This is a genomic window from Ensifer sp. Root558, assembly GCF_001427045.1.
Taxonomy (GTDB): Bacteria; Pseudomonadota; Alphaproteobacteria; order Rhizobiales; family Rhizobiaceae; genus Ensifer; species Ensifer adhaerens.
Genome location: NZ_LMGC01000035.1, coordinates 363,536 through 387,853 on the forward strand (window position 1 = coordinate 363,536; position 24,318 = coordinate 387,853).

General features: G+C 61.8%; 17 protein-coding genes and 1 tRNA gene. 7 read left to right on the forward strand and 11 right to left on the reverse strand.

The window, feature by feature from the left end; genetic code table 11:
• Positions 1–57: 57 nt before the first annotated feature.
• A complete protein-coding gene (locus ASD63_RS28210) occupies positions 58–660 on the forward strand; it encodes a hypothetical protein (protein WP_127889043.1) in 603 nt (200 codons plus the stop codon).
• Positions 661–813: 153 nt separating this feature from the next.
• Here ASD63_RS28210 and ASD63_RS28215 read toward each other — a convergent pair.
• Positions 814–889, reverse strand: a tRNA-Ala gene (locus ASD63_RS28215).
• Positions 890–1,265: 376 nt separating this feature from the next.
• On the opposite strand from ASD63_RS28215, the gene adhP reads away from it, so the two are divergent.
• The gene (gene adhP / locus ASD63_RS28220) at positions 1,266–2,291 is read left to right on the forward strand and encodes an alcohol dehydrogenase AdhP (protein WP_034791206.1); all 1,026 of its coding nucleotides are present in this window, start codon (positions 1,266–1,268) and stop codon (positions 2,289–2,291) included.
• 161 nt (positions 2,292–2,452) lie between these two features.
• Complete coding sequence (eutB, locus tag ASD63_RS28225; protein ID WP_034791208.1) at positions 2,453–4,801, forward strand: ethanolamine ammonia-lyase subunit EutB; 2,349 nt, start codon at positions 2,453–2,455, stop codon at positions 4,799–4,801.
• 137 nt (positions 4,802–4,938) lie between these two features.
• Here eutB and ASD63_RS28230 read toward each other — a convergent pair whose 3' ends face one another.
• The 5 genes from ASD63_RS28230 to uvrA form a co-directional block, all read right to left on the reverse strand.
• Positions 4,939–5,367 (reverse strand): GNAT family N-acetyltransferase, encoded by a 429-nt coding sequence (locus ASD63_RS28230; RefSeq protein WP_034791210.1) that lies wholly within the window; start codon positions 5,365–5,367, stop codon positions 4,939–4,941.
• Positions 5,368–5,500: 133 nt separating this feature from the next.
• Positions 5,501–9,298, reverse strand: coding sequence for a vitamin B12-dependent ribonucleotide reductase (locus ASD63_RS28235; protein WP_034791212.1), 3,798 nt, complete (start codon positions 9,296–9,298; stop codon positions 5,501–5,503).
• A 787-nt stretch (positions 9,299–10,085) separates the two neighbouring features.
• Positions 10,086–10,889 carry a DUF72 domain-containing protein gene (locus tag ASD63_RS28240; protein ID WP_034791394.1) on the reverse strand — a complete coding sequence of 268 codons (804 nt, stop codon included), beginning with the start codon at positions 10,887–10,889 and terminating at the stop codon, positions 10,086–10,088.
• Positions 10,890–10,931: 42 nt separating this feature from the next.
• Positions 10,932–11,384 (reverse strand): GNAT family N-acetyltransferase, encoded by a 453-nt coding sequence (locus tag ASD63_RS28245; protein ID WP_051659220.1) that lies wholly within the window; start codon positions 11,382–11,384, stop codon positions 10,932–10,934.
• Positions 11,385–11,428: 44 nt separating this feature from the next.
• On the reverse strand, positions 11,429–14,350 hold the full coding sequence (gene uvrA, locus ASD63_RS28250) for an excinuclease ABC subunit UvrA (protein ID WP_034791261.1): 2,922 nt from the start codon (positions 14,348–14,350) through the stop codon (positions 11,429–11,431).
• A 279-nt stretch (positions 14,351–14,629) separates the two neighbouring features.
• On the opposite strand from uvrA, the gene ASD63_RS28255 reads away from it, so the two are divergent.
• Positions 14,630–15,190, forward strand: a complete 561-nt coding sequence (locus tag ASD63_RS28255) for a single-stranded DNA-binding protein (RefSeq protein WP_034791264.1) — start codon at positions 14,630–14,632, stop codon at positions 15,188–15,190.
• Between the two features lie 112 nt (positions 15,191–15,302).
• Here ASD63_RS28255 and ASD63_RS28260 read toward each other — a convergent pair whose 3' ends face one another.
• The gene (locus ASD63_RS28260; protein ID WP_034791266.1) at positions 15,303–15,932 is read right to left on the reverse strand and encodes a MarC family protein; all 630 of its coding nucleotides are present in this window, start codon (positions 15,930–15,932) and stop codon (positions 15,303–15,305) included.
• Between the two features lie 421 nt (positions 15,933–16,353).
• On the opposite strand from ASD63_RS28260, the gene gyrA reads away from it, so the two are divergent.
• Positions 16,354–19,134, forward strand: a complete 2,781-nt coding sequence (gene gyrA, locus ASD63_RS28265; RefSeq protein WP_034791267.1) for a DNA gyrase subunit A — start codon at positions 16,354–16,356, stop codon at positions 19,132–19,134.
• A gap of 101 nt (positions 19,135–19,235) precedes the next feature.
• Here the strand turns inward: gyrA and ASD63_RS28270 are convergent, their stop codons facing one another.
• Positions 19,236–20,159, reverse strand: coding sequence for a LysR family transcriptional regulator (locus tag ASD63_RS28270; RefSeq protein ID WP_060517129.1), 924 nt, complete (start codon positions 20,157–20,159; stop codon positions 19,236–19,238).
• A gap of 92 nt (positions 20,160–20,251) precedes the next feature.
• On the opposite strand from ASD63_RS28270, the gene ASD63_RS28275 reads away from it, so the two are divergent.
• The gene (locus tag ASD63_RS28275) at positions 20,252–21,259 is read left to right on the forward strand and encodes an NAD-dependent epimerase/dehydratase family protein (RefSeq protein ID WP_060530104.1); all 1,008 of its coding nucleotides are present in this window, start codon (positions 20,252–20,254) and stop codon (positions 21,257–21,259) included.
• 45 nt (positions 21,260–21,304) lie between these two features.
• Here ASD63_RS28275 and ASD63_RS28280 read toward each other — a convergent pair whose 3' ends face one another.
• Together ASD63_RS28280 and ASD63_RS28285 are read right to left on the reverse strand one after the other, a co-directional pair.
• Positions 21,305–22,177 carry a lytic transglycosylase domain-containing protein gene (locus ASD63_RS28280; RefSeq protein WP_082566343.1) on the reverse strand — a complete coding sequence of 291 codons (873 nt, stop codon included), beginning with the start codon at positions 22,175–22,177 and terminating at the stop codon, positions 21,305–21,307.
• Between the two features lie 178 nt (positions 22,178–22,355).
• The gene (locus ASD63_RS28285; RefSeq protein WP_034791281.1) at positions 22,356–22,865 is read right to left on the reverse strand and encodes a GNAT family N-acetyltransferase; all 510 of its coding nucleotides are present in this window, start codon (positions 22,863–22,865) and stop codon (positions 22,356–22,358) included.
• A gap of 37 nt (positions 22,866–22,902) precedes the next feature.
• On the opposite strand from ASD63_RS28285, the gene ASD63_RS28290 reads away from it, so the two are divergent.
• Positions 22,903–23,472: an XRE family transcriptional regulator gene (locus ASD63_RS28290; RefSeq protein WP_034791283.1), complete on the forward strand. Its 570-nt coding sequence runs from the start codon at positions 22,903–22,905 to the stop codon at positions 23,470–23,472.
• 2 nt (positions 23,473–23,474) lie between these two features.
• On the opposite strand, the gene ASD63_RS28295 is transcribed toward ASD63_RS28290, so the two are convergent.
• On the reverse strand, positions 23,475–24,278 hold the full coding sequence (locus tag ASD63_RS28295) for an aminoglycoside phosphotransferase family protein (protein ID WP_034791415.1): 804 nt from the start codon (positions 24,276–24,278) through the stop codon (positions 23,475–23,477).
• Positions 24,279–24,318: the final 40 nt, after the last annotated feature.

The following is a 24,318-nucleotide window of genomic DNA, read 5'->3' on the forward strand; positions in this document are numbered from 1 at the left end:
GGTACCCTCGACAGTGACGGGGGGACCTATCAAAATGCGGGCAAACGGGGGTTTTGCATGCGTAGATTGCTGGTCGGATTGGTAAGCTGTCTGATCGCCGCGGGATCGGCCGCGGCTGAGGAGTCCGAAATCATCAAGTGGAAGGATGTCGACGGCTGGACCGTTGCTTCCGACACCTCGATGGAGGGCTCCTGCTTCATCTCATCGGTATTCGACGGCGGGGTCACCTTGCGCCTTGGGTTCTATCCCAAGGGCTCCGAGTCGCCGCTCTATATGAGCTTCGCCAGCGACGACTGGAGGTCGCTCGAGGTCGGCAAAGAGTACGACCTGACCTTCCGCTTCGACAAGACCGATCCCTGGAGCGCTTCGGCGACCGCTGCCGGTGATGCGAGCGGAAAGTTTCTGTTCGTGAACGTCACCGACGCCGAGTTCCTGACGGGCTTCGTGCGCAAGCGGGCCTTGGCCATCGCGTTTGAAGATCGCGTCATCGCAAATCTCAGCCTGCGCGGCACCGGCCCGGCGGCCGACGAGCTGATGAAGTGCCAGCGGGCGGTCGACGAGATTATCGCCGACGAGGGCCGCAAGTCCAAGGAGAAGAAAGCCGACCCGTTCAATGCACCGAGCGAGAAGCGCTCGGCGCGGGATCCGTTCAGCCTCTGAAAGCAGGTGGCCACGGGATCGGGCAGCGTTTCGCGAAGGCCGGACGGTGGCTTAGCATGGCGGTGTCCCCAGAGAGACTCGAACTGGCGATCTGCTGATGACAAATCAGCCGCTGTTCCGATACCTCGGCAACCGGGCACCTTCTGATCGTTTTGGTGGAGCCGAAGGGAGTCGAACCCTCGACCTCCGCAGTGCGATTGCGGCGCTCTCCCAACTGAGCTACGGCCCCGTAGCATTCAGTCAACACGACCGGCGCCGATCCTGTCAATACGCGCGCCAGCGCGCCCGCTCGAACGCCGTTGCACGATATGCGTTGTTCGATCCGGCCGGGCGCCGAAGGCGGTCGGTCTCTGAACCGCTTCTGCACTCCACCCATTGTCGAACTCTGCCGGCGGGTTTACGCTGCAACCTGACGATGGCGCTACGTGAACCGCGTTGAAGTGTTGGCGGTATACGCCAAGCAGGAAATGACGTCCGGGCACTGGCTGTGAGCGCCATGATGCTCGAGCCAATTACACGATTTTCGTATGTGAGATAGGCCCCTGCCGGCCCACTGTTCCCAAAGAAACCTCTCCGTGGCCCGGCGATTGGAGGAGGATTGGCAAATGGCTCAGGCGATGAAGGCAGCCGTCGTTCGGCAATTCGGCGCGCCCCTGACGATCGAGGAAGTGGCAGTGCCCACGCCGCAGCCGGGACAGATCCTGGTGAAATACGAAGCAACGGGCGTTTGCCATACCGATCTCCATGCTGCAAATGGCGACTGGCCGGTGAAGCCCAGCCCACCGTTCATTCCCGGGCACGAGGGGGTCGGCTATGTCTCGGCGGTCGGCGCCGGTGTCAAAAGAGTGAAAGAGGGCGACAGGGTCGGCGTTCCCTGGCTTCACAGCGCCTGCGGCTACTGTCCGCATTGCCGCACCGGTTGGGAGACGCTGTGTGCGGCCCAGTCGAACACGGGATACTCGGTCAACGGGACGTTCGCCGAATATGGCCTGGCGGATCCTGATTTCGTCGGCAGCCTGCCCAATGGGCTGGAGTTCGGTCCTGCCGCGCCGGTTCTGTGTGCCGGGGTCACCGTTTACAAGGGGTTGAAGGAAACGGAAGTCCGTCCCGGTGAATGGGTTGCCATCTCCGGCATCGGGGGGCTTGGCCACATGGCCGTGCAGTACGCAAAGGCGATGGGCATGCATGTCGTCGCGGCGGACATCTTCGACGACAAGCTGGCACTTGCAAAGCAATTGGGCGCCGACCTGACAGTCAACGGCAAGGCCAAGGATGCGGTCGAGCAGGTGATCAAGGCCACCGGCGGCGTGCATGGAGCGCTTGTGACTGCAGTCTCGCCCGCTGCGATGGAACAGGCGTTCGGTTTCCTGCGTTCGCGCGGCACCATGGCGCTCGTCGGCCTGCCCCCAGGTATGATCTCGGTGCCGGTCTTTGAGACTGTTCTTAAGCGCATCACCGTGCGTGGATCGATCGTCGGCACCCGCCAGGACCTGGAAGAGTCGCTCCAGTTCGCCGCTGAAGGCAAAGTCGCGCCGCATTTTTCGTGGGATAGCCTCGAGAATATCAATGAGATCTTCCGCCGCATGGAAGCCGGGAAGATCGACGGTCGCATCGTGATGAGCCTGCAGTAATCGACTTTGACAGGCCCGGCTGGTCGAGGCTCGCCGGGTCCGTGTCGATGCCCAAGGGACACGTGTCGAGCATTTACTCTTATGCGCCTTCCTTAGATCGCCGGTCACCAGAGGGCCGTCGGGCGAGATGCCGATAGACCTTTTGCAGAAAGGAAATGGCAATGAGCAAAGGCATGTTCTCAGACCAGCATGCACTGTCCAGGCGCGATCTCCTGCTGGTGGCGGGAACTGCGGCGGCCACGCTTACAGCCTACAGTCATGCTGCCCGTGCCGCGCCAGGCCCAAGCAACCTCGTGATCGACGACGTGAAGCAGGATGAGGACATCTTTGCCTATATCAGCAGGATCAAGGGCGGCTTTGACGAGACGACCTATCGGCAAGTTCTGGGATGCGCGAATGCGTTCAAGGAAGGAGACCAGACGATCGCTGTGGCTGCGGAAAATGATACGTCCCGAACGAACGCCCGAGCCCTCCTGGCAAGAACGAAGATCGCAGACCTCGATCAGCACCCGCTGTTTGAGGACGATCTGCAACGACTGATTTGGCAGACCACCGACAGGGCTCAACAAGAAAAGCTGAAAGACTGGACGATGGGCCAGCTGAAGGAATTTCTTCTGACCAAATCGGAAGATGAGATCAAAGGCGTCATGCATGGCCTGACCAGCGATACCATCGGCTGCGTGCCGAAGCTGATGAGCAATGAAGAGTTGATCGCCGTCAGCCAGAAGATTTTCAATGTCATGCCCGGCACCAAGTTGGGGGCCAAGGGATACATGGGCGCACGTATCCAGCCGAATTCGCCGACCGACCACCCCGACGACATCATGTGGCAGGTCTTCGATGCGTTTTCCTATGCGACCGGCGACATCGTCATCGGCACCAACCCGGTGGACAGCACCGTCGACAGCGTCGTCACGGTGGAGCGGGCGCTCAAGGACATCGCGGATACGTTCAAGCTGGTCGACGTCATTCCGTGGTGCGTGCTCGCTCACATCGACGTCCAAGGTGAGGTAAGCGAAGACTTCCCCGGCACAGTTTCCACCGTGTTCCAGAGCCTTGCCGGTACGGATGATTGCAACAAGATCTTCGACATCACCAATGAGAAGATCCTGAAATATGCGCGCGCCAAGGCAGGGGAGCGGTACGGCCTTTACTTCGAAACCGGACAGGGCTCGGAATTCACCAACGGCGCGGCAAACGGCGTCGACATGATGGTGCTTGAGTCCCGGAAGTACGGGTTCAGCCGGGCTGTCGGCATGGAGCTTGCGAAAGTGCAGCCGAAAGGCGCATGGCTGCATGTCAACGACGTCGCCGGCTTCATTGGGCCGGAGGTCTTCAAGAGCCGAGAACAACTCGTTCGGTGCTGCCTCGAGGACATGGTCATGGGCAAGCTCCATGGGCTGACCATCGGTCTCGATATATGCACGACCCTGCACATGACCGTCAGCCTGGACGATCTGGATTGGTGCCAGGATCAGATCATGCCGGCCAATCCGGCCTATCTGATTGCTCTGCCGACCAAGAACGACCCGATGTTGAGCTATCTCACGACCGCATTCCAGGACCACGTACGCGTGAGGGATAAGTTCGGCTTCAAGGTCAACGATGCGATGTGGGATTTCTACAAACGCCTTGGAATTGTCGGCAAGGACAACAGCTACACGTCAAAATACGGCGATCCTCTTTGGGTCTATTATCAGTACCGCCTCGCCAAGGGGGACAAGCGCTCCAAGGACGCCGTTTACGCCGAGGGCAGGCGGATGATGACGGAGGTCGAGGCAAGAGGCGTCGACCTGGCCACGGGCCACGGTGAGAAGATATGGGATCTCAACCCGTCGCTCGCGACGAAAGTGAGGGGTCTTTATGACGACGCCAAACTCTCTCTTTGGGCCGAGCTTACGCCGGAGTTCATAGCGGCAGTGCCCAGCGTCGTTCCGGTTCGCACCCTGTCCAAGGACCGGAACGACTACATCGCGCATCCGACGACCGGTGAAACGCTGAGCCCGGACTCAATCAGGGCGATTGACGCGATCAGGACGTCCTGGAAAGGCGATATGCCCAAGGGCCAGATTGTCATCTCAGATGGTCTGAACGCCAAGGCCATCATGGATGACGGCCATCTTTCGCCCTACCTGGAGGAGATGCGCAGGCTGCTCGGCGATGCCGGCGTGTCGGTGAGCGACAAGAATATCCTGGTCACCAGCGGCAGAGTGCGGGCCGGCTACCGGATTGGCGAGATGCTGTTTGCCGACGCCGATCCCAACACGTTTCGCGGAATTCTCCACATCATCGGCGAGCGGCCCGGAACCATGCACCACGCCTACTCGGTCTACATCACGGTTGCGAAGGGCAAGCGTTGGGCTGAGAAGGATATCGATCACGATATGACGAAGCTGGTCAGCAACGTCGCCGATACCGCACTCGCACCCAGGGAGGCGGCGAAGGAAACCCTGACCATTATCCGGGAGATCATCGGCAAGGACGTAAACGGCAGCCGGCGATTCGGGTGACCACAAACGCGCTACAGGGCAACAAGGGCGTCCGTCCGGAATAAGCGTCGGGCCGTGTATACCGTTGGGGCAGCCGCATACTCTCGCTTTCGGGCCCCCAAAGCGCGGTTGCTTCTTCGGATCGTGGCTTTCCGGCGTCAGAATCGCTTCTTTAGAAAGTAGCGCGCAATCGCCCCATCACCACCTTCAAGCTCGCCGAAAACTTCGAAGCCGAGTTTTTCATAAAAGGGCCTGGCCTGGAATTCGAAGGTGTCGAGCCAAAGGCCGACATAGCCGCGCTGGCGCGCGATCTTCTCCGCTTCTTCGACAAGGCGCCGGCCAAGGCCCTGGCCGCGGTACTCATCCGGGACCGCGAGGTAACGGATAAAGCCCCAGCCATAGCCATCCGTCGCATAGAGCCCACCCGTCGCGACTTTCGTCTCCGGATCGCGAAGCACGATGGCAAAACCGGGCAGGTCGACCATGCCGCTATGGGCATCGTTATAGGCATCCAGCGGCGCAACGATGCCGCTGAGGTCATCCCGATTGGGGTCTTCGAGAAGGATGTCTATGATCGGGGTGAGCATGATGGGAACTTGGTCGAATGGTGGTTCGGTCTATAAATTCTCGTTTTGTTCTCTAGAGAAATCCAACCCGAGGAAAACCTCGGGTTGGCAATGATGGTGATCGTCGTCGTCATCAACGACGACGACGGGCCGCTTAGCTGCAGCCGCTCGTCGCGCCGCAGGTGTCGCACTTCTCGCAGGTACCGTTGCGCACCATCGTGAAGTTTTGGCATTCGGTGCACATGTTGCCGGTGTAGCCCTGCATGATCGAGCGGGCGCGGCGCTCAGCTTCCACCTTCTTGGCGTCCGACTTGGCCGATGCCGCTTCGGCGGCCGCCTTGTCGGAGAAGAGGGCGGTTACTTCCTGCTCGACTTCGTCGGCGATCTCTTCTGCCAGTTCAGCAGCGCGCTCTTCATAGTCGCGCTTGAAGGCGACGATTTCGGAGGTTGCGATCGCCGTCGTCGTCTCGATCTTGCGCACCGTGTTTCCGGCGATCGCCGTTACGGTTGCGCCAGAGGAGGCGCGGGCAGGGGCTGCCGTCGACGAGCCCTTCGGCTCGCTGGAGGCCCGGTCACCGGTGCCGCCGACGATCGTCGGCTTGTAGCCGCGGGTCCAGCCGGTCGAGATCAGGTTGGTCTTGCCTTCCTGAATGCCCTTGCCGAGCGCGGTGTTGCCGAAGTCTGACGTGTCGACATGGGCGAGGTCGTGACGGCCGAGATAGGAAACCGCCAGTTCGCGGAAGACGTAGTCGAGGATCGACGTCGCGTTCTTGATCGCGTCGTTGCCCTGGACCATGCCGGCCGGCTCGAACTTGGTGAAGGTGAAGGCCTCCACATATTCTTCGAGCGGCACGCCGTACTGCAGGCCGAGCGAGATGGCGATGGCAAAGTTGTTCATCATCGCACGGAAGGCGGCCCCTTCCTTGTGCATGTCGATGAAGATCTCGCCGAGGCGGCCGTCACCGAATTCGCCGGTGCGCAGATACACCTTGTGACCACCGACGACGGCCTTCTGGGTGTAGCCCTGGCGGCGGTTCGGCAGCTTTTCGCGGGCGCGGATCACCTTCTCGATGACGCGCTCGACGATCTTCTCGGTGATGGTGACGGCCTGGGCGGCGGCGGGCGCCTGGATCAGATCCTCCAGTGCATCCTCGTCCTTGTCGTCCTCGATCAGCGAGGCATTCAGCGGCTGCGACAGCTTGGAGCCGTCACGGTAGAGCGCGTTTGCCTTCAGCGCCAGCTTCCACGAAAGCATATAGGCGTTCTTGCAGTCCTCGACGGTCGCCTCGTTCGGCATGTTGATCGTCTTGGAGATCGCGCCCGAGATGAACGGCTGGGCGGCCGCCATCATGCGGATGTGGCTTTCGACCGAGAGATAACGCTTGCCGATCTTGCCGCAGGGGTTGGCGCAATCGAAGACGGGCAGGTGCTCGTTCTTCAGGAACGGTGCACCTTCGAGTGTCATCGCGCCGCAGACGTGAATGTTCGCCGCTTCGATGTCCTTCTTGGAGAAGCCCATGTGGTCGAGCAGGTTGAAGTCCATCGCAGCGAGCTGTTCGTCGGAGACCTTCAGCGTGCCCTTGAGGAAGTCGGCGCCGAGCGTCCACTGGTTGAAGACGAACTTGATGTCGAAAGCGGACTTCAGCGCGGCGTTGACGGCTTCCGCCTTCTCGTCGGTGAAGCCCTTGGCCTTCAGCGTCGACGGGTTGATCGCCGGAGCCTGGTTCAGGTTGCCGTGACCGACTGCGTAAGCTTCGATTTCGGCGATCTGGCTTTCGCTGTAGCCGAGAGAGCGCAGCGCTTCCGGAACGGCGCGGTTGATGATCTTGAAGTAGCCGCCGCCGGCGAGCTTCTTGAACTTGACCAGCGCGAAGTCAGGCTCGATGCCGGTCGTGTCGCAGTCCATGACGAGGCCGATCGTGCCGGTCGGCGCGATAACCGTTGCCTGGGCGTTGCGATAGCCGTGCTTTTCGCCGAGTTCCAGTGCCTTGTCCCAGGCGCTCATGGCGTGGATGACGAGGTCCTGGTCCGGATTGTCGGCATGGATGAGCGCGACCGGGTTGACCGAAAGCGCTTCGTAACCGGTCGTCTCGCCATAGGCGGCGCGGCGATGGTTGCGGATGACGCGCAGCATGTTGTCGCGGTTTGGCGCAAAGCCCGGGAACGGACCGAGCTTTTCGGCCATCTCGGCCGAGGTGGCATAGGAGACACCGGTCATGATCGCCGTCAGCGCACCGGCGATGGCGCGGCCTTCGGTCGAGTCATAGGGAATGCCCGAGGACATCAAGAGGCCGCCGATGTTGGCGTAGCCAAGGCCGAGCGTGCGGTATTCGTAGGAAAGCTCGGCAATCTCGCGGGACGGGAACTGCGCCATCATGACCGAGACTTCGAGAACGATCGTCCACAGGCGGACGGCGTGCTCGTAGTCTGCAATGTTGATGCGCTTGGTCGCCGCGTCCTTGAACATCATCAGGTTCAGGGAGGCGAGGTTGCAGGCGGTGTCGTCGAGGAACATGTACTCCGAGCACGGGTTCGATGCGCGGATCGGGCCGGCAGCGGGGCTCGTGTGCCAGTCGTTCATGGTCGTGTTGAAGTGCAGGCCCGGATCGGCCGACGCCCAGGCGGCGTAGGAAATCGATTCCCAGAGGTCGCGTGCCTTCAGCGTCTTCATGACGCGGCCGTCCTTGCGGGCGGTCAGGTGCCAGTCGCCATCGGCTTCGACGGCGCGCAGGAAGTCGTCCTTGATCGAGACCGAGTTGTTGGAGTTCTGGCCCGAAACCGTGAGGTAGGCTTCCGAATCCCAGTCGGTGTCGTAGGTCTTGAACTCAAGGTCCTTGTAGCCTTGCTTCGCGAACTGGATAACGCGCTGGACGTAGTTTTCCGGAACCAGCGCCTGCTTGGCCGCGCGGATCTCGCGCTTCAGCGCCGGGTTCTGCTTCGGGTCATAGCAGGCGTCGTCGGTGCCTTCGCAGTTGACGCAGGCCTTCATGATCGCCTTCAGATGCTTGGCGACGACCTTGGAACCGGTGACGAGGGCGGCAACCTTCTGCTCTTCCTTGACCTTCCAGTTGATGTATTCCTCGATATCCGGATGGTCGATGTCGACGACGACCATCTTGGCGGCGCGGCGGGTGGTGCCGCCCGACTTGATGGCACCGGCAGCACGGTCGCCGATCTTCAGGAACGACATCAGGCCGGAGGATTTGCCGCCGCCCGAGAGCTTTTCGCCTTCGCTGCGCAGATAAGAGAAGTTGGAGCCGGTGCCAGAACCGTACTTGAACAGGCGCGCTTCACGCACCCACAGATCCATGATGCCGCCTTCGTTGACGAGATCGTCACCGACCGACTGGATGAAGCAAGCATGCGGTTGCGGATGCTCATAGGCTGACTTGGACTTGGTCAGCTTGCCGGTAAAGGGGTCGACATAGAAGTGGCCCTGGCCGGGGCCGTCGATGCCATAGGCCCAGTGGAGGCCGGTGTTGAACCATTGCGGCGAGTTCGGCGCGACGCGCTGGGTGGCGAGCATGTAGGCAAGTTCGTCCTGGAAGGCCGAAGCGTCTTCCTCGGTGTCGAAGTAGCCGCCCTTCCAGCCCCAATAGGCCCAGGTGCCGGCCAGGCGATCGAAGACCTGACGGGCATCGGTTTCGGAACCGTACTGCTCATCCTTCGGCAGCGCCTTCAGCGCATCCGTGTCGGGAACCGCGCGCCAGAGGAAGGAGGGGACATCGTTCTCCTCGACGCGCTTCATCTTGGCGGGAACGCCGGCCTTGCGGAAATACTTCTGGGCGAGAATGTCGGCGGCAACCTGGCTGAACTGAGCCGGCACGTCGATATCGGCAAGGCGGAAAACGATCGAACCATCGGGGTTCTTGATTTCACTCGTAGCCTTGCGGAATTCGATCTCCGCATAAGCGGATTGCCCGGCTTTTGTGAAACGACGTTCGATCTTCATTGTCCCTGGTCCTTCGTGTTGCCTAGCGCCCGCCACAGGCGCAATTGTCCCCGCCCGGCCGCGAGGGGCATCCCGCAGCCAGTCTCAGCTTCCGTCCTTGGAGAGAAACCCATAACTGGGTGACCCTGTATCTTGTGAGATAGGCTGTCTGCAAATACTAAATATAGTATCAACAACTTCTTCATGCCAGCCAAATATTGCCCCGGTGGACCCGAAAAATCGCACAGAAATCCTCAGGGCGACCCCATGGTGAAATCCATGACTGCCGCCTTTCAGAACCGCCGATTTGGGGAGAGGAACCGGGACTTGAACAATCCGGTCCGCCGCCGTTGCAACGTGAAATCCATTAACCGTGAATCGTCCGGAGGCGTCAAGGGGTGGTTTGTGACGGAAGTTTGAGCCCTAGATGTTGTGTGGACCGGCTGTGGAAAACGGGGACATCGGTCAACGCCATGAAAATCAGGCACTTCCGGAGGTTGCCTGTGAGACTGACGCAACGGTCGGCACGCAATCGAAATTTTGACGGGTAAAAACCCGCATAAAAAGTGTCCCTTACGGCAGGCTCGGTTGCATCGGTGAAAGCGATATGGGGTGGGGCAGTGATTCGTTTTTTGGCGGTCCCGTAAGCACCGGCATTTGGTTCGCAGCCGACGTCGGCGCGGCCTCGGCACGCCTGAACATCAACGCCTTGCGACAGGCACGAGACTCCAAGCGTGGTGGGGCTCTCGGGCGCGGATGCGCCCTAGGCGGGCCAGACGCGTCTGCGCGCGGTCTGGCCCTGCTGATCTCAATCGACGCGCTTTTGCAGCTCGCGTGCGCCGTTCGGCGCATTCACCTTGCCCTCGGTGATGAAGTAGGCAAACACGTCACGCGGCTCCTTCTTGGCCGTGCGATCAGGCGCGCTTTTTTCAAGCCCACTCGGCTCGTCGCCCGCCGCAAACGCCTTGGCGCGTTCGGCCCAGAGGTCGAGCTTGTCGGCAGCATAGCAAGTCTTGATGTCGTCGCTGCCCTTTTGCAGGCGCAGATAGACAAAATCGGCAGTGACATCGGCGATCATCGGATAGTCCGCATGCTCGGCGAGCACCACGGCGACGCCGTATTTCTCCAACAGGGAGACAAAATCCGGAGACTGAAAGGTCGGGTTGCGGACCTCGACCACATGGCGCAGCGGCAAGCCGTCCTGCTTATCCGGCAGAAGCTTCAAAAAGCCTTCGAAATCGTCGGGCTCGAACTTCTTCGTCGGCGCGAACTGCCAGAGGATGGGGCCGAGATGAGGCCCAAGCTCGGTCAGTCCCTGCGTCAGGAATCGCTCCATGGATTCACCGGCTTCCGAGAGAACCTTGCGGTTGGTGACGAAGCGGCTCGCCTTCAGGGAGAAGATGAAATCGTCGGGCACTTCCGACGCCCACTTGGCGAAGGTCTCCGGCTTCTGCGACGAATAGTAGGTGCCGTTCACCTCGATTGCCCGCAACTGCTTGCCGGCATATTCGAGCTGCCGCTTCTTTGCCAGCGTGTCGGGATAGAAGGTGCCTTCCCAGGGCTCGAAGGTCCAGCCGCCGATACCAACGCGGATCTTTCCGGATTTTGCCATGCCATCCTCCTCAACAACGGCCATCGCTTGACCGCGTGCTTTTCAGTCTTTGATCGATTTCGTCATGTCCACGAGTGCCCACCCTGGACGATAGGGATTGGGTCGGCGACCCGTTTCTTGAAATCCATAGGCGCGATAGAGCGCGATGTTTCGCTCCATGCGTGACTTGGTGTAGAGCCGCACCTCCGGCAAGCCCCACTCGGCCGCTTTGGCATCCACGAAGCGCAGCAATTCGATGCCGAACCCCTGGCGCTGATAGGCCGGGGCAACCGCAAGGCTGAAGATCATAAGGTGATCGGCGTGCCGTTCGAAAACGGCAAGTGCCGAGACAACCTCATCTCGCTCCCGAAGCCAGACCTCGTCGCGAAGGATGCGAGGCGCGTAGTCCTCGGTGACCGGGAGCGGCGGCCCACCAAAGAGCGCCCGATAGGGCTCATAGGCCGCCTCCGTCACGCTTTGAACGGCGGCCAGATCTTCCAGACGAGCAGGCCGCATCATGCCGTGATCGCTCCTAAAGCGCGCCGACCAGATCGGCAGACTTACTCTGCTGCTTCGACCTTCTTCATCGGCCGGCGCTCCAGCAGCTCCTTCAGGAACTGGCCGGTATAGGACCGCTTTTCCTTGACCACGTCTTCCGGCGTGCCCTTGGCGATGACTTCGCCGCCGCCGTCGCCGCCTTCAGGGCCGAAGTCGATCACCCAGTCGGCAGTCTTGATGACTTCGAGATTGTGCTCGATGACGACGACCGAATTGCCCTGGTTGACGAGCTCATGCAGAACTTCAAGAAGCTTGGCGACATCGTGGAAATGCAAGCCGGTGGTCGGCTCGTCGAGAATGTAGAGCGTGCGACCGGTCGAGCGCTTCGACAGTTCCTTGGCGAGCTTGACGCGCTGGGCCTCACCGCCCGAGAGCGTGTTGGCCTGCTGGCCGACCTTGATATAGCCGAGGCCGACCTGGTTGAGCGTGACGAGCTTGTCGCGCACCGAGGGAACGGCGGCGAAAAAGTCGACGCCTTCCTCGACGGTCATGTCGAGCACGTCGGCGATCGACTTGCCCTTGAAATGCACGTCGAGCGTTTCGCGGTTGTAGCGCTTGCCGTGGCAGACGTCGCAGGTGACGTAGACATCCGGCAGGAAGTGCATCTCGATTTTGATGACGCCGTCGCCTTGGCAGGCCTCGCAGCGGCCGCCCTTGACGTTGAAGGAGAACCGGCCCGGCTGATATCCACGTGCCTTGGCTTCCGGCAGGCCGGCGAACCAGTCACGGATCGGCGTGAAGGCGCCGGTATAGGTTGCCGGGTTCGAGCGCGGGGTACGACCGATCGGCGACTGGTCGATGTCGATCACCTTGTCGATATGCTCGAAGCCATCGATGCGGTCGTGCTCGGCCGGGTTTTCGCGCGCGCCCATGATGCGGCGGGCGGCGGCCTTGTAGAGCGTCTCGATCAGGAAGGTCGACTTGCCGCCGCCGGAGACACCGGTAACGGCGGTGAAGACGCCGAGCGGGATCGAGGCGGTGACGTTCTTCAGGTTGTTGGCGCGGGCGCCGACGACGGTGATTTCCTTTTTCTTCTTCGGCTTGCGGCGTTCGGAGGGAACGGCAACCGAAAGCTCGCCGGACAGATACTTGCCGGTCAGCGATTTCGGATTGGCCATGATGTCCGACGGCGACCCTTGCGCGATGACTTCGCCGCCATGGATGCCGGCAGCCGGGCCGATATCGACGACATAGTCGGACGTCAGGATCGCGTCTTCGTCATGTTCGACGACGATCACCGTGTTGCCGATGTCGCGCAGATGCCGAAGCGTGTCCAGCAGGCGGGCGTTGTCGCGCTGGTGCAGGCCGATCGACGGCTCGTCGAGCACGTAGAGAACGCCGGTGAGGCCGGAGCCGATCTGCGAGGCCAGCCGAATGCGCTGGCTTTCACCGCCTGAGAGCGTTCCGGAATTGCGCGACAGGCTCAGATATTCGAGACCGACGTCGTTGAGGAAGCGCAGTCGGTCACGGATTTCCTTCAGGATGCGGACGGCGATTTCGTTCTGCTTGGCATTCAGATGCTCCGGCAGGACCTCGAACCAGTCGCGTGCAACGCGGATCGACATTTCGGTCACCTGACCGATATGCAGCTTGTCGATCTTGACCGCCAGCGCTTCCGGCTTCAGGCGGAAACCGGCGCAAGCCGGGCAGGGCGCAGCCGACATGTAGCGCTCGATCTCCTCGCGCGCCCAGGCGCTGTCGGTTTCCTTCCAGCGGCGCTCGAGGTTGGGCACGATGCCCTCGAAGTTCTTGGTGGTGTTGTAGGAGCGGGCACCGTCCTCGTAATGGAAGACGATCTTCTCTTCCGTTCCGTGCAGGATCGCGTTCTGCGCCGCAGTCGACAGCTCGTTCCAGCGGCTGCCGAGTTTGAAGCCGAAGACCTTGCCGAGCGCTTCCAGCGTCTGGTTGTAGTAGGGAGAGGAGGATTTCGCCCAGGGCGCAATTGCGCCGTCGCGCAGCGTCCGGTGCTCTTCCGGCACGATCAGCGCCGTGTCGATCTTCTGCTGGCTGCCGAGACCGTCGCAGGTCGGGCACGCGCCGAAGGGGTTGTTGAACGAGAACAGCCGCGGCTCGATCTCGGAAATGGTGAAGCCGGAAACCGGGCAGGCGAACTTTTCCGAAAACAGCACGCGCTCGTGGGTTTCGTTCAGCGACTTGTTGGCCGAGCCGCCGGCAGCGGTCTCCTCGGGTGGCAGCGGCTTGTCGGCGAATTCGGCGACTGCGAGGCCATCGGCGAGCGTCAGGCAGGTCTCAAGGCTGTCGGCAAGGCGCGAGGCGAGGTCGGGCCGCACGACCACGCGGTCGACCACGACGTCGATGTCATGCTTGTACTTCTTGTCGAGTGCGGGCACCTCGGCGATCTCGTAGAAGGTGCCGTCGACCTTGACGCGTTGAAAGCCCTTCTTCATCAGTTCGGCGAGTTCTTTCTTGTACTCGCCCTTGCGGCCGCGCACGAGCGGCGCAAGAATATAGAGGCGCGTGCCTTCACCGAATTCGAGCACCCGGTCGACCATCTGGCTCACCGTCTGGCTTTCGATCGGCAGACCCGTCGCCGGCGAATAGGGGACCCCGACGCGCGCAAAGAGCAGGCGCATATAGTCGTAGATTTCGGTGACGGTACCGACCGTCGAGCGCGGATTGCGCGACGTCGTCTTCTGCTCGATCGAGATCGCCGGAGACAGGCCGTCGATCTGGTCGACGTCCGGCTTCTGCATCATTTCGAGGAACTGGCGCGCATAGGCCGAAAGGCTTTCGACATAGCGGCGCTGGCCTTCGGCATAGATCGTATCGAAAGCAAGCGAGGACTTGCCCGAGCCGGAAAGGCCGGTCATCACGATCAGCTTGTTGCGCGGCAGATCGAGGTCGATGCCTTTCAGATTGTGCTCGCGCGCACCACGAATGGAGATGGTCTTGAGTTCACTCATCGGAAGCCAGCTTTTGCATGTCGGTTGAAAGCCCCCTATGTAATGACGCCAACGCCCATGTCGAGGCGCAATCGGCAAAACAGGCGGCCAATTCGAGTCGGTTGACAGGATCATAGCCAAATACTAGAACAAATAAAGAACAAATCGCCCATAAAACGACCAAAACTGTTGTGGATTATGTGCGAGGCGGGGCGTATCGGCGGCATCAGGCCGCTAAGATGCGCGCTCTTGAAATTCCAAGCCGGGTCCATGGCCCGGTGAAACCACGGGAAAAGCAACATGGCTGGAAGCGTCAACAAGGTGATCTTGATCGGAAATGTCGGGGCAGACCCGGAAATCCGGCGCACGCAGGACGGCCGGCCGATCGCCAACCTGCGCATTGCAACGTCGGAGACCTGGCGCGACCGCAACAGCGGTGAGCGCAAGGAAAAGACCGAATGGCACACGGTCGTGGTCTTCAACGAAGGCCTCTGCAAGGTTGTCGAGCAATATGTGAAGAAGGGCGCCAAGCTCTACATCGAGGGCGCGCTGCAGACCCGCAAGTGGCAGGACCAGAACGGCAACGACCGTTACTCGACCGAAGTCGTGCTGCAGGGCTTCAACTCGACGCTGACCATGCTTGACGGCCGCGGCGAAGGCGGCGGCTCCGGTGTCAGCCGTGGCGGCGGCGGTGGAGCGGGTGACTTCGGCGGCGGCGGCAACTATGGCGGCGGCGGTTACGACGATTACGACCAGCCGCGCCAGTCCTCTGGCGGCGGTCGCTCGGGCGGTGGCCAGGGCGGTCAAGGCGGCCAGGGCGGCGGCTTCTCGCGCGACATGGACGACGATATTCCGTTCTGATCGCAAGCGGATCCTATTTACAGAAAAAACGCCACGTCCTCGGGACGTGGCGTTTTTCGTTTCCGGTCTTCTTCGACTGCATCGGGCGAAGGATGCGCCCAGCCATCCGACCTCAGGTCGTCATCGCGGATTTGACGCCGTCGACGACGAACTGCACCGCGAGTGCTGCCAGGATTACGCCGAGCAGTCGGGTGAGGATGGCGCGGCCGGTGACGCCGAGAAAGCGATCGACGCGTTCAGCGATGACCAGCGCCAGAAACAGGCTGAGCATCGACAGCGCGATGACGATCAGGAGCTGAGTGCGCTCGACAGCGGTCGGGAACGAGCCGGCAAGCAGGATCGTTGCCGAAATCGCGCCTGGCCCGGCAATGAGCGGCAGGGCCAGCGGGAAGACCGCGATGTTGTGAATGTGGTCCTTGACTGTCGCATTCTCGCCGGTCTTTTCCTTGCGCTCCTGGCGCTTCTCGAAAATCATCTCGAAGGCGATCCAGAAGAGCAGCAGGCCGCCGGCGATACGGAAGGCGCCGATCGAGATGCCGAGCAGGCCGAGGATGCTGTTTCCGAAGAGCGCAAAGGCCGCCAGGATGAAGAAGGCGATCAGCGAGCCACGGGTGGCCACCTGAAAGCGCTCCTGCCGGCTGAGGCCGACCGTGAGGCTCAGGAAGATCGGCGCGAGGCCAGGCGGATCGAGCGTGACGAGAAGCGTCGTCAGCGCATTGACCAGGAGGTCGACATTGAACATCCGTTTCCCCTTCCGGATTTTGCCCCGGGTTTTCCCGGTGGCATGTCTACATTGTTAGGCAAGCGGCCGGGCATTGGGAAGGGGCAGACAAACAAAGTCTCAGCAATGACTTAATCAGCAATCGCTGCGAGCGTAGAGGCTGGAAATCCGCGGCGAGTCGGGCTTTGACGGACAGGGTCTTCCGATTTCCGGCGCGATGCCCTAGAAAAGCCTGCTCCGGCGGCAAAAGACTGTTCACAACTGCTGTGCGGCTCATCGATCCCGATCGGGATAACTGGGTGAATCGTACAGCGAATCAAGGCATTACAAGGACATCTTCACAGTCCGGGGGGCAAGTGGCGCCAAAGGCCGCAAATTGGCGCTTCCGATGGCAATCCGCTATAAATATCCGACTGATTCTGAACAAAGATCGTGATCACCATTGACTGAGCAAAGCACCCCCGGCGGCGGAAAAACTCCGCCAGGCATCGAGCCGATTTCCATCATCGAGGAAATGCAGCGGTCCTATCTCGATTACGCGATGAGCGTTATCGTCAGCCGCGCGCTTCCCGACGTGCGTGACGGTCTGAAACCCGTGCACCGCCGCATCCTCTACGGGATGAGCGAGCTCGGCATCGACTGGAACAAGAAATACGTCAAATGCGCCCGTGTGACCGGGGACGTGATGGGTAAGTACCACCCGCACGGCAACGCCGCGATCTACGACGCGCTGGCGCGCATGGCGCAGGACTGGTCGCTCCGCCTGCCGCTGATCGACGGCCAGGGCAACTTCGGTTCGGTCGACGGCGACCCGCCGGCGGCCGAGCGCTACACCGAATGCCGCCTGCAGAAGGCCGCGCATTCGCTGCTCGACGATCTCGACAAGGAAACGGTCGACTTCCGCGACAACTATGACGGCACCCTGCAGGAGCCGGCGGTCGTTCCCGCGAAGTTCCCGAACCTGCTCGTCAACGGCGCCGGCGGTATTGCCGTCGGCATGGCGACGAACATTCCGCCGCACAACCTGGTCGAAGTCATCAACGGCTGCATGGCGCTGATCGACAATCCGGCGATCGAACTGCCGGAACTGATGGAAATCATCCCCGGCCCGGATTTCCCGACTGGCGCGCTGATCCTTGGCCGCTCGGGCATCCGCTCGGCCTATGAGACCGGCCGCGGCTCCGTCATCATGCGCGGCCGCGCCCATATCGAGCCGATGCGCGGCGACCGCGAGCAGATCATCATCACCGAGATCCCGTTCCAGGTGAACAAGGCGACGATGATCGAGAAGATGGCCGAGCTGGTCCGCGAGAAGCGTATCGAAGGCATCTCGGACCTGCGTGACGAATCGGACCGCCAGGGCTACCGCGTCGTCATCGAACTGAAGCGCGATGCCAATGCCGATGTCATCCTGAACCAGCTTTACCGCTACACGCCGCTGCAGACCTCGTTTGGCTGCAACATGGTGGCACTGAACGGCGGCAAGCCCGAGCACATGACGCTGCTCGACATGCTGCGTGCCTTTGTCTCGTTCCGCGAGGAAGTTGTTAGCCGGCGTACGAAGTACCTGCTGCGCAAGGCGCGCGACCGTGCCCATGTGCTCGTCGGTCTTGCCATCGCGGTTGCCAACATCGACGAAATCATCAAGCTCATCCGCCATGCGCCCGACCCGCAGACGGCGCGCGAGCAGTTGATGGAGCGCCGCTGGCCGGCCCATGACGTCGAGAGCCTCATCCGCCTCATCGACGACCCGCGCCACCGCATCAACGAGGACGGCACCTACAACCTCTCGGAAGAGCAGGCCCGCGCCATCCTCGACCTGCGCCTGCAGCGCCTGACAGCGCTCGGCCGCGACGAAATCGGCGACGAACTCAACAAGATCGGCGAGGAAATCAAGGATTACCTCGACATCCTGTCGTCGCGCCTGCGTATCATGAGCATCGTCAAGGACGAACTCGTCGCCATCCGCGACGAGTTCGGCACCCCGCGCCGGTCCGAGATCATGGAAGGCGGCCCCGACATGGACGATGAGGATCTCATCGCCCGTGAAGACATGGTCGTGACCGTCTCGCATCTCGGCTATATCAAACGCGTGCCGCTGACGACCTACCGCGCGCAGCGCCGTGGTGGCAAGGGCCGTTCGGGCATGGCGACCCGGGACGAGGATTTCGTTACCCGGCTATTCGTTGCCAATACCCATACGCCGGTTCTGTTCTTCTCCTCGCGTGGCATCGTCTACAAGGAGAAGGTCTGGCGCCTGCCGATAGGCACGCCGCAATCGCGCGGCAAGGCGCTGATCAACATGCTGCCGCTGGAACCCGGCGAACGCATCACGACAATCATGCCGCTGCCCGAGGATGAGGCAACCTGGGAAAACCTCGACGTCATGTTCTCGACGACCCGCGGCACGGTTCGCCGCAACAAGCTGTCGGACTTCGTTCAGGTCAACCGCAACGGAAAGATCGCGATGAAGCTCGAGGAAGAGGGCGACGAGATCCTTTCCGTCGACACCTGTACGGAGCATGACGACGTCATGCTGACGACAGCGCTCGGCCAGTGCATCCGCTTCCCGGTCGACGACGTGCGCGTCTTTGCCGGCCGCAACTCGATCGGCGTTCGTGGCATCAATCTCGGCGACGGCGACCGCATCATCTCGATGGCGATCCTTGGCCATGTCGAGGCCGAACCGTGGGAGCGTGCCGCCTATCTCAAGCGCGCTGCAGCGGAACGTCGGGCGACGAACGGCGACGAGGAAGAAATCGCTCTGGTCGGCGAGGAAGTCGCTGACGGCGGAGAACTGTCGAACGAACGCTTCGAGGAACTGAAGGCACGCGAACAGTTCGTGCTGACGGTCTCGGAGAAGGGCTTCGGCAAGCGCTCGTCGTCCTACGATTTCCGGACTTCGGGCCGTGGCGGCAAGGGCATCCGTGCCACCGACACGTCGAAGACGACGGAAATTGGCGTGCTCGTCGCGGCCTTCCCGATCGAAGACAACGACCAGATCATGCTTGTATCCGACGGTGGCCAATTGATCCGCGTGCCGATCAATGGCGTCCGGCTTGCGAGCCGCGCGACCAAGGGCGTTACCATCTTCTCGACCGCCAAGGACGAGAAGGTCGTTTCGGTCGAGCGCATCAGCGAACCGGAAAGCGACGAAGAGGAAGGCGAAGAGGCGGCCGTCGAGAACGGCGCAGCGGAAACGCCAGCCGAATCCGAGGATTAAGCGCTAGACTTGAAGTGCCAAGGAAACTGAAAGCCCGCCATTTTGGCGGGCTTTTTCGTGCGTAGGACTAGTATTGAGCAGCAGCGGGAGGTGTCTGAAAGTCAGATTTCGGTATTCGCGTCTGCATGCGCAGTGCCACGAATATAGGCCCGCAGTCCCGCGGCAAGTGCGTCGAACGTGACGCGACAGCGGGGAGCCGTCTTCAGGTTCTCATGCATCACCAGCCAGGTATCGAGCTTCATCTCGAACAAGCCGGGCAGCACTGGGAGCAGGTCGGGGTCGCGTGCCGCAAGTCCGCTCTGGCAGATTCCGACGCCGAAGCCGGCGCGGATTGCGGCCAATTGGGCAAGATTGCTGTCGGCCCTCAGCGCAAAGCGTGTGGCCGGCAGTTCGGGCGAGCGGGCGATGATCGCCCGGATCGCCGCAGTCTCTCGGTCGTAACCGATCAGGCTGTGATTGCTAAGGTCTGCCAGTGTCTGCGGCATGCCGCGTCGCTCAATGTAGCGGCGATGGGCGTGAAAGCCTAAGGGAACCGCGCCGAGATGTCGGGCGATTAGCGCATCCTGTGCGGGCGCCACCATGCGCACCGCGATATCGGCCTCCTGGCGCAAGAGGTCCTCGACCGTGTCCGAGGCGGAAAGCTCGATCGTCAATGCAGGATAGGCGGCGTGCAGTTCTGAAAGGATCGGCGGCAGGACCTCGATGCCGATGACTTCGCTAGCGCTGATACGCACAGTGCCGCTGACCGTATCGCGCCGGCCCGACGCCGCGCGCAAGAGCGCAGCCGATGTCGCGGCGAGCGTCTCGGCATAGGGCTTGAGTGCCAGCGCGGCGTCGGTCGGCAACAGACCGTGCGGCGAGCGCACGAACAGCGGATAGCCGAGTGTCGCTTCCATGGCGTCCACGTGCCGGCCAACGGTCGGTTGCGTCAGGCCAAGCTCGCGGGCGGCGGCTGACAACGATCCCTCCTTAAGCACGGCGAGGAATGTTCGGTAGAAATCCCAGCTCAAATCCATCTTGCTCATGGATTTCAGTATAGCTACGCAAGATTTTTCGGCAATTCCGTTTAGCTCGTGAATGCGTGATCCTGCCTTCATCGAAACGGATGGAGTGTGACATGACCGAGATGCAGCAGAGAACAAGACGTGTGCTGGTGCTCGGCGCGACGGGCGGTATCGGCAGCGCCGTCGCCCGTGGGCTCCGCAGGCGCGGCTGGCAGGTGCGTGCCTTGAACCGAAACGCCGCGACGACGGCGCAGGCCGAGCCGGCGTTCGACTGGCGGCAAGGCGATGCCATGAACGCGGACGACGTTCGCACTGCTGCCGAAGGGGTGGATCTGATCGTGCACGCGGTCAATCCGTCGGGTTACCGCAATTGGGGCACCTTGGTGCTGCCGATGCTGGACAATACGATCGCCGCGGCCAAGTCCACCGGTGCACGCATCCTCTTACCGGGAACGATCTACAATTTCGGCCGCGACGCCTTTCCCGTCCTAACGGAGGACGCGCCGCAGAACCCGGATACCGACAAGGGTCTGATCCGCAGGGAGATGGAGCGCCGTCTGAACGACGCTTCGGAGGCAGGTGTCGGCGTCATCATCGTGAGGGCAGGCGACTTCTTCGGTCCCGGTGCGGCCAATAACTGGTTTTCGCAAGGGCTGGTAAAGCCGGGCAGAGCGTTGGGCGCGATTTCCTACCCGGGCCGCGAGGGGATCGGCCACCAATGGGCCTATCTGCCCGATGTCGCCGAAACCATGATCCGCCTCGTCGAGCGCGCCGAGGACCTGCCGCCTTTCGCCGTTTACCACATGCGCGGCTTCCTCGACCGCAATGGAACCGAGATGATCGCGGCGATCCGCCGGGTTGTCGGCAAGCCGGCGCTTCCCGTCCGGGCCTTCCCGTGGTGGCTGATCGACTTGGCTTCGCCCTTCGTTCCGCTCTTCAGGGAGTTGCGCAAGATGCGCTATCTCTGGCGCGAACCGTTGAGAATGCCGAACGAGCGGCTGCTTGCCGTGCTCGGCGAAGAGCCGCACACGCCGATCGACGAGGCGGTTGCAACGACGCTCGTCGGACTTGGTTGCCTGAACGCCCCGCGGGCGCTTCCGCAAGGGATTGCCGCAGGCTAGCGCGCGCGCATGTCAGGATCAATTTCGGGCAGGCCTCGATAGCAGTCAGTTCCGGAAGACGAGGCAAGCGCCGCCGCTCTTGCGGATGGTGGCGCAAAGCTTGTTCGCGTCCGCCTGGGTCTCGCGGCCGATGCGTGCGGCGTAGCGGATTCGCAGGCCGAAGCTGGCATTGCGCTCGCGCAGGAGAAGCGCCTTCTCGCTGCGGATCGGCTCCGGCAGGCGCTTGACGGCGCTGACGAACAGTCGCTGCGCCACTGATTTCTGGAAATGCGCGGCAAGCTGTACGCCCCAGGGCGCCCATTCGGCTTCGTCGATCACCTCGATGTCGCGGAGGTTGCGGGTGCTGGCGAGCGCCACACAGCCGTCGATGAAGCTCTTGTTCTTGTCGAGCGTCAGGTCGAGGATCTTCGGCGGATTGTCGCGCCAGTCCTCGACGCTGTAGGCGGTGATCGCGAGCACGTAGTTGCGCGTTTCCGCCGGCAGCCAATCGACCTCGAGAAAACGCTCCAGCCCGTTCTCGCCGGCATTGTAGGCGGCAGCCGCATAGCCGAGATTGCCGTAGCGCGACTTCAGTTCGTTCAGATACTCTGCCGACTTGCCGAGCGCCTCGACGACATCGAAGCTGTTGTTGAGCCCTCGCATCTTCGCCGTTCCCGGCATGAATTGCGCGATGCCTTCGGCACCCTTGGGGCTGACGGCATTGGGCCGGAACAGGCTTTCGCGCCAGATGAGCCGGGCGAAGAAGGCCGCGGGCAGGTCGTTGACCGTCGCATAGTGGTCGATCACGCCGCAGATATCGCGGGCGAAGTTTTCCTTGCTGATGCAGAGCGACTTGGCGGAGTCGGTGGCCGACGGGCCGGAATAGACGCACTTGGGCTGCGCGGCGAAGTCGTCGATACGAGCCTCTGCCTCGGTCATGTTTAATGCAGGAATGCTGGCAGCCAACGCCAGTGCCGCTCTCGCGACACGTGCCCAGGCGCCCGATCTGACCTTCCGCCGAAGACCCACGTCAAAATATTTCCAGAAACAGTCCTTGAAGGTTCATAGCATCTCCCGCCGCCTCGACAAACGGCCATTGTCGAGGCGCCGCCGCGGGTTAGCGCGGCGAGCCCGTCGGAAGCACCAGTTGCATGAATGTCAGATCAAGCCAGCGGCCGAACTTCGTGCCGACCTCACGCAGCCGGCCGGTATCCTCGAAACCCAGTTGGGCATGAAGGCGGATCGAGGCTGCGTTCTCCGATTCGATGCCGGCGATCATCACATGTTTGCCAAGCCGTTCGGCCTCGGCGATCAACGCGACCATGAGTTTCCGGCCGATGCCGCCACCGCGCCGATCCTTGTGAACATAGACGGAGTGCTCGACCGTATGGCGATAGCCATCGAAGGCGCGCCAATCGCCGAAGGACGCATAGCCGATGACATCGCCTTCCTCGCAGACCGCCACCAGCACAGGATAGCCCACGTCCGTGCGCGCCTTCAGCCAGGCCACGCGATTGGCGACATCGACCAGGGTCTCGTTCCAGATCGCCGTCGTGTTCGCCACGGCGTCGTTGTAGATCTCGCAGATGACTGGCATATCGTCTTGGATGGCCGCCCGGATCAGCATGCTTGCTCCTCGCATTCGTTCACTATATGACTACGATATGAATACTAAAGTAGACAGTCTGGATCAACGGCTCAGTGAACGAATTCGTCTGGAAAGAGAGGCGCGCGGCTGGTCACTGAGCGAGCTTTCGGAGCGATCAGGCGTCTCGCGCGCAATGATCCACAAGGTAGAGCGCGGCGATAGCAGCCCGACGGCGACGCTGCTGGCAAAGCTCGCCGGCGCTTTCGGGCTCACCATGTCCACTCTGATCGCTCGTGCGGAGATGAGCCAGGGCAGGCTGTCGCGGCGCCAGGATCAGGCGGTGTGGCGCGATCCGCAGACCGGATATCTTCGGCGCCATGTCTCGCCGATGTCGGACCTGCCGCTCGAGCTTGTCGAGGTTGAACTTCCGGCCGGCGCCGAGGTGCCGATCCCGGCATCCGCCTATGCGCTCCATCGCCGGTGGATATGGGTGACTGCGGGGCGCCTGACCTTCGTGGAAGGGCTGGAGACCCATACGCTCGGCATCGGGGATTGCCTGGAACTCGGCCCGCCGGAGGATTGCGTCTTCCGCAATGTCGGCGGAGAGACCTGTATCTACGCCGTCGTCCTGTTGCGGACGGGTTGAGCCTAGATGCCGAGCTCGGCGATGGCGATTCGCGCCATCGTAAGGTCATTCTCGACGCCGGAATCGTCATTGTCTTCCAGGAACCAGGCTGCGGAAAGCCCGGCATAGGCAAGCACCCAGTTGAGAATGCGCTGCGGGTGAAGCCCGGTCTCCTTCGCGACGATCGGCAGATGCCGCTGCAGCCGGCCCGGAGCGGTGACCAGGGGCAGTTCTGGATTGCAGAACAGGTTGGCGTAGTCGTAGCCGCGATCGCCGAGGACGCGTTTCGGATCGATCGCCAGCCAGCCGCGGTCGCCAAAATCGAGGATGTTGGCGTGGTGGACGTCGGCATGCAGCACGACCGGCGGTTCGGGATCTGCAAACAGGCTTTTCGCCGCCTCGAGCGCGCGGGCAAAGAGACCGCCTTGAGCGGGAGCAGCCGTCTCCAGGGAAGCGAACCATTTGTCGAGTGGCACGAGATCGCCGGGAACCGGTGTCGAGCGCGGCGCATGGAGCTCGGCGACGGTGCGGCAGATGATGCGCGTCACTTCCTCGTCGCTTCCGGTCATCGCCATGTGGAAGAGGTTGCGCTGGCTGTCCGTGCGCTCCATCAGCACCGCGTCGCCATCGGCTTCATAGACCTTTGCAGCGCCATGCCCGTTCCAGTAGAGCAGGGGCAGGCGACCATACTTCTCTTCCGGGTCCTCGGCGACCTTGAGCATCGCCTGCTGGCCGCGATAGCGGACGGGGTAAAGACGGCTGGAGGGGGTTACGATGACGTCGCCGTCAGGATGCAATGACCATTTTTCTGAATATAGCGAAAACATAAGCTCTTCATTCCCAAAGACAAATGCCCCGCCGAAGAGG

What these genes read in the sequence shown, in the direction of transcription:
- ASD63_RS28210 (WP_127889043.1), top strand. Translation starts at nt 58, where the DNA reads ATGCGTAGATTGCTGGTCGGATTGGTAAGCTGTCTGATCGCCGCGGGA.
- adhP (WP_034791206.1), top strand. Translation starts at nt 1,266, where the DNA reads ATGGCTCAGGCGATGAAGGCAGCCGTCGTTCGGCAATTCGGCGCGCCC.
- eutB (WP_034791208.1), top strand. Translation starts at nt 2,453, where the DNA reads ATGAGCAAAGGCATGTTCTCAGACCAGCATGCACTGTCCAGGCGCGAT.
- ASD63_RS28230 (WP_034791210.1), bottom strand. Translation starts at nt 5,367, where the DNA reads ATGCTCACCCCGATCATAGACATCCTTCTCGAAGACCCCAATCGGGAT.
- ASD63_RS28235 (WP_034791212.1), bottom strand. Translation starts at nt 9,298, where the DNA reads ATGAAGATCGAACGTCGTTTCACAAAAGCCGGGCAATCCGCTTATGCG.
- ASD63_RS28240 (WP_034791394.1), bottom strand. Translation starts at nt 10,889, where the DNA reads ATGGCAAAATCCGGAAAGATCCGCGTTGGTATCGGCGGCTGGACCTTC.
- ASD63_RS28245 (WP_051659220.1), bottom strand. Translation starts at nt 11,384, where the DNA reads ATGCGGCCTGCTCGTCTGGAAGATCTGGCCGCCGTTCAAAGCGTGACG.
- uvrA (WP_034791261.1), bottom strand. Translation starts at nt 14,350, where the DNA reads ATGAGTGAACTCAAGACCATCTCCATTCGTGGTGCGCGCGAGCACAAT.
- ASD63_RS28255 (WP_034791264.1), top strand. Translation starts at nt 14,630, where the DNA reads ATGGCTGGAAGCGTCAACAAGGTGATCTTGATCGGAAATGTCGGGGCA.
- ASD63_RS28260 (WP_034791266.1), bottom strand. Translation starts at nt 15,932, where the DNA reads ATGTTCAATGTCGACCTCCTGGTCAATGCGCTGACGACGCTTCTCGTC.
- ASD63_RS28270 (WP_060517129.1), bottom strand. Translation starts at nt 20,159, where the DNA reads ATGAGCAAGATGGATTTGAGCTGGGATTTCTACCGAACATTCCTCGCC.
- ASD63_RS28275 (WP_060530104.1), top strand. Translation starts at nt 20,252, where the DNA reads ATGACCGAGATGCAGCAGAGAACAAGACGTGTGCTGGTGCTCGGCGCG.
- ASD63_RS28280 (WP_082566343.1), bottom strand. Translation starts at nt 22,177, where the DNA reads ATGACCGAGGCAGAGGCTCGTATCGACGACTTCGCCGCGCAGCCCAAG.
- ASD63_RS28285 (WP_034791281.1), bottom strand. Translation starts at nt 22,865, where the DNA reads ATGCTGATCCGGGCGGCCATCCAAGACGATATGCCAGTCATCTGCGAG.
- ASD63_RS28290 (WP_034791283.1), top strand. Translation starts at nt 22,903, where the DNA reads ATGAATACTAAAGTAGACAGTCTGGATCAACGGCTCAGTGAACGAATT.
- ASD63_RS28295 (WP_034791415.1), bottom strand. Translation starts at nt 24,278, where the DNA reads ATGTTTTCGCTATATTCAGAAAAATGGTCATTGCATCCTGACGGCGAC.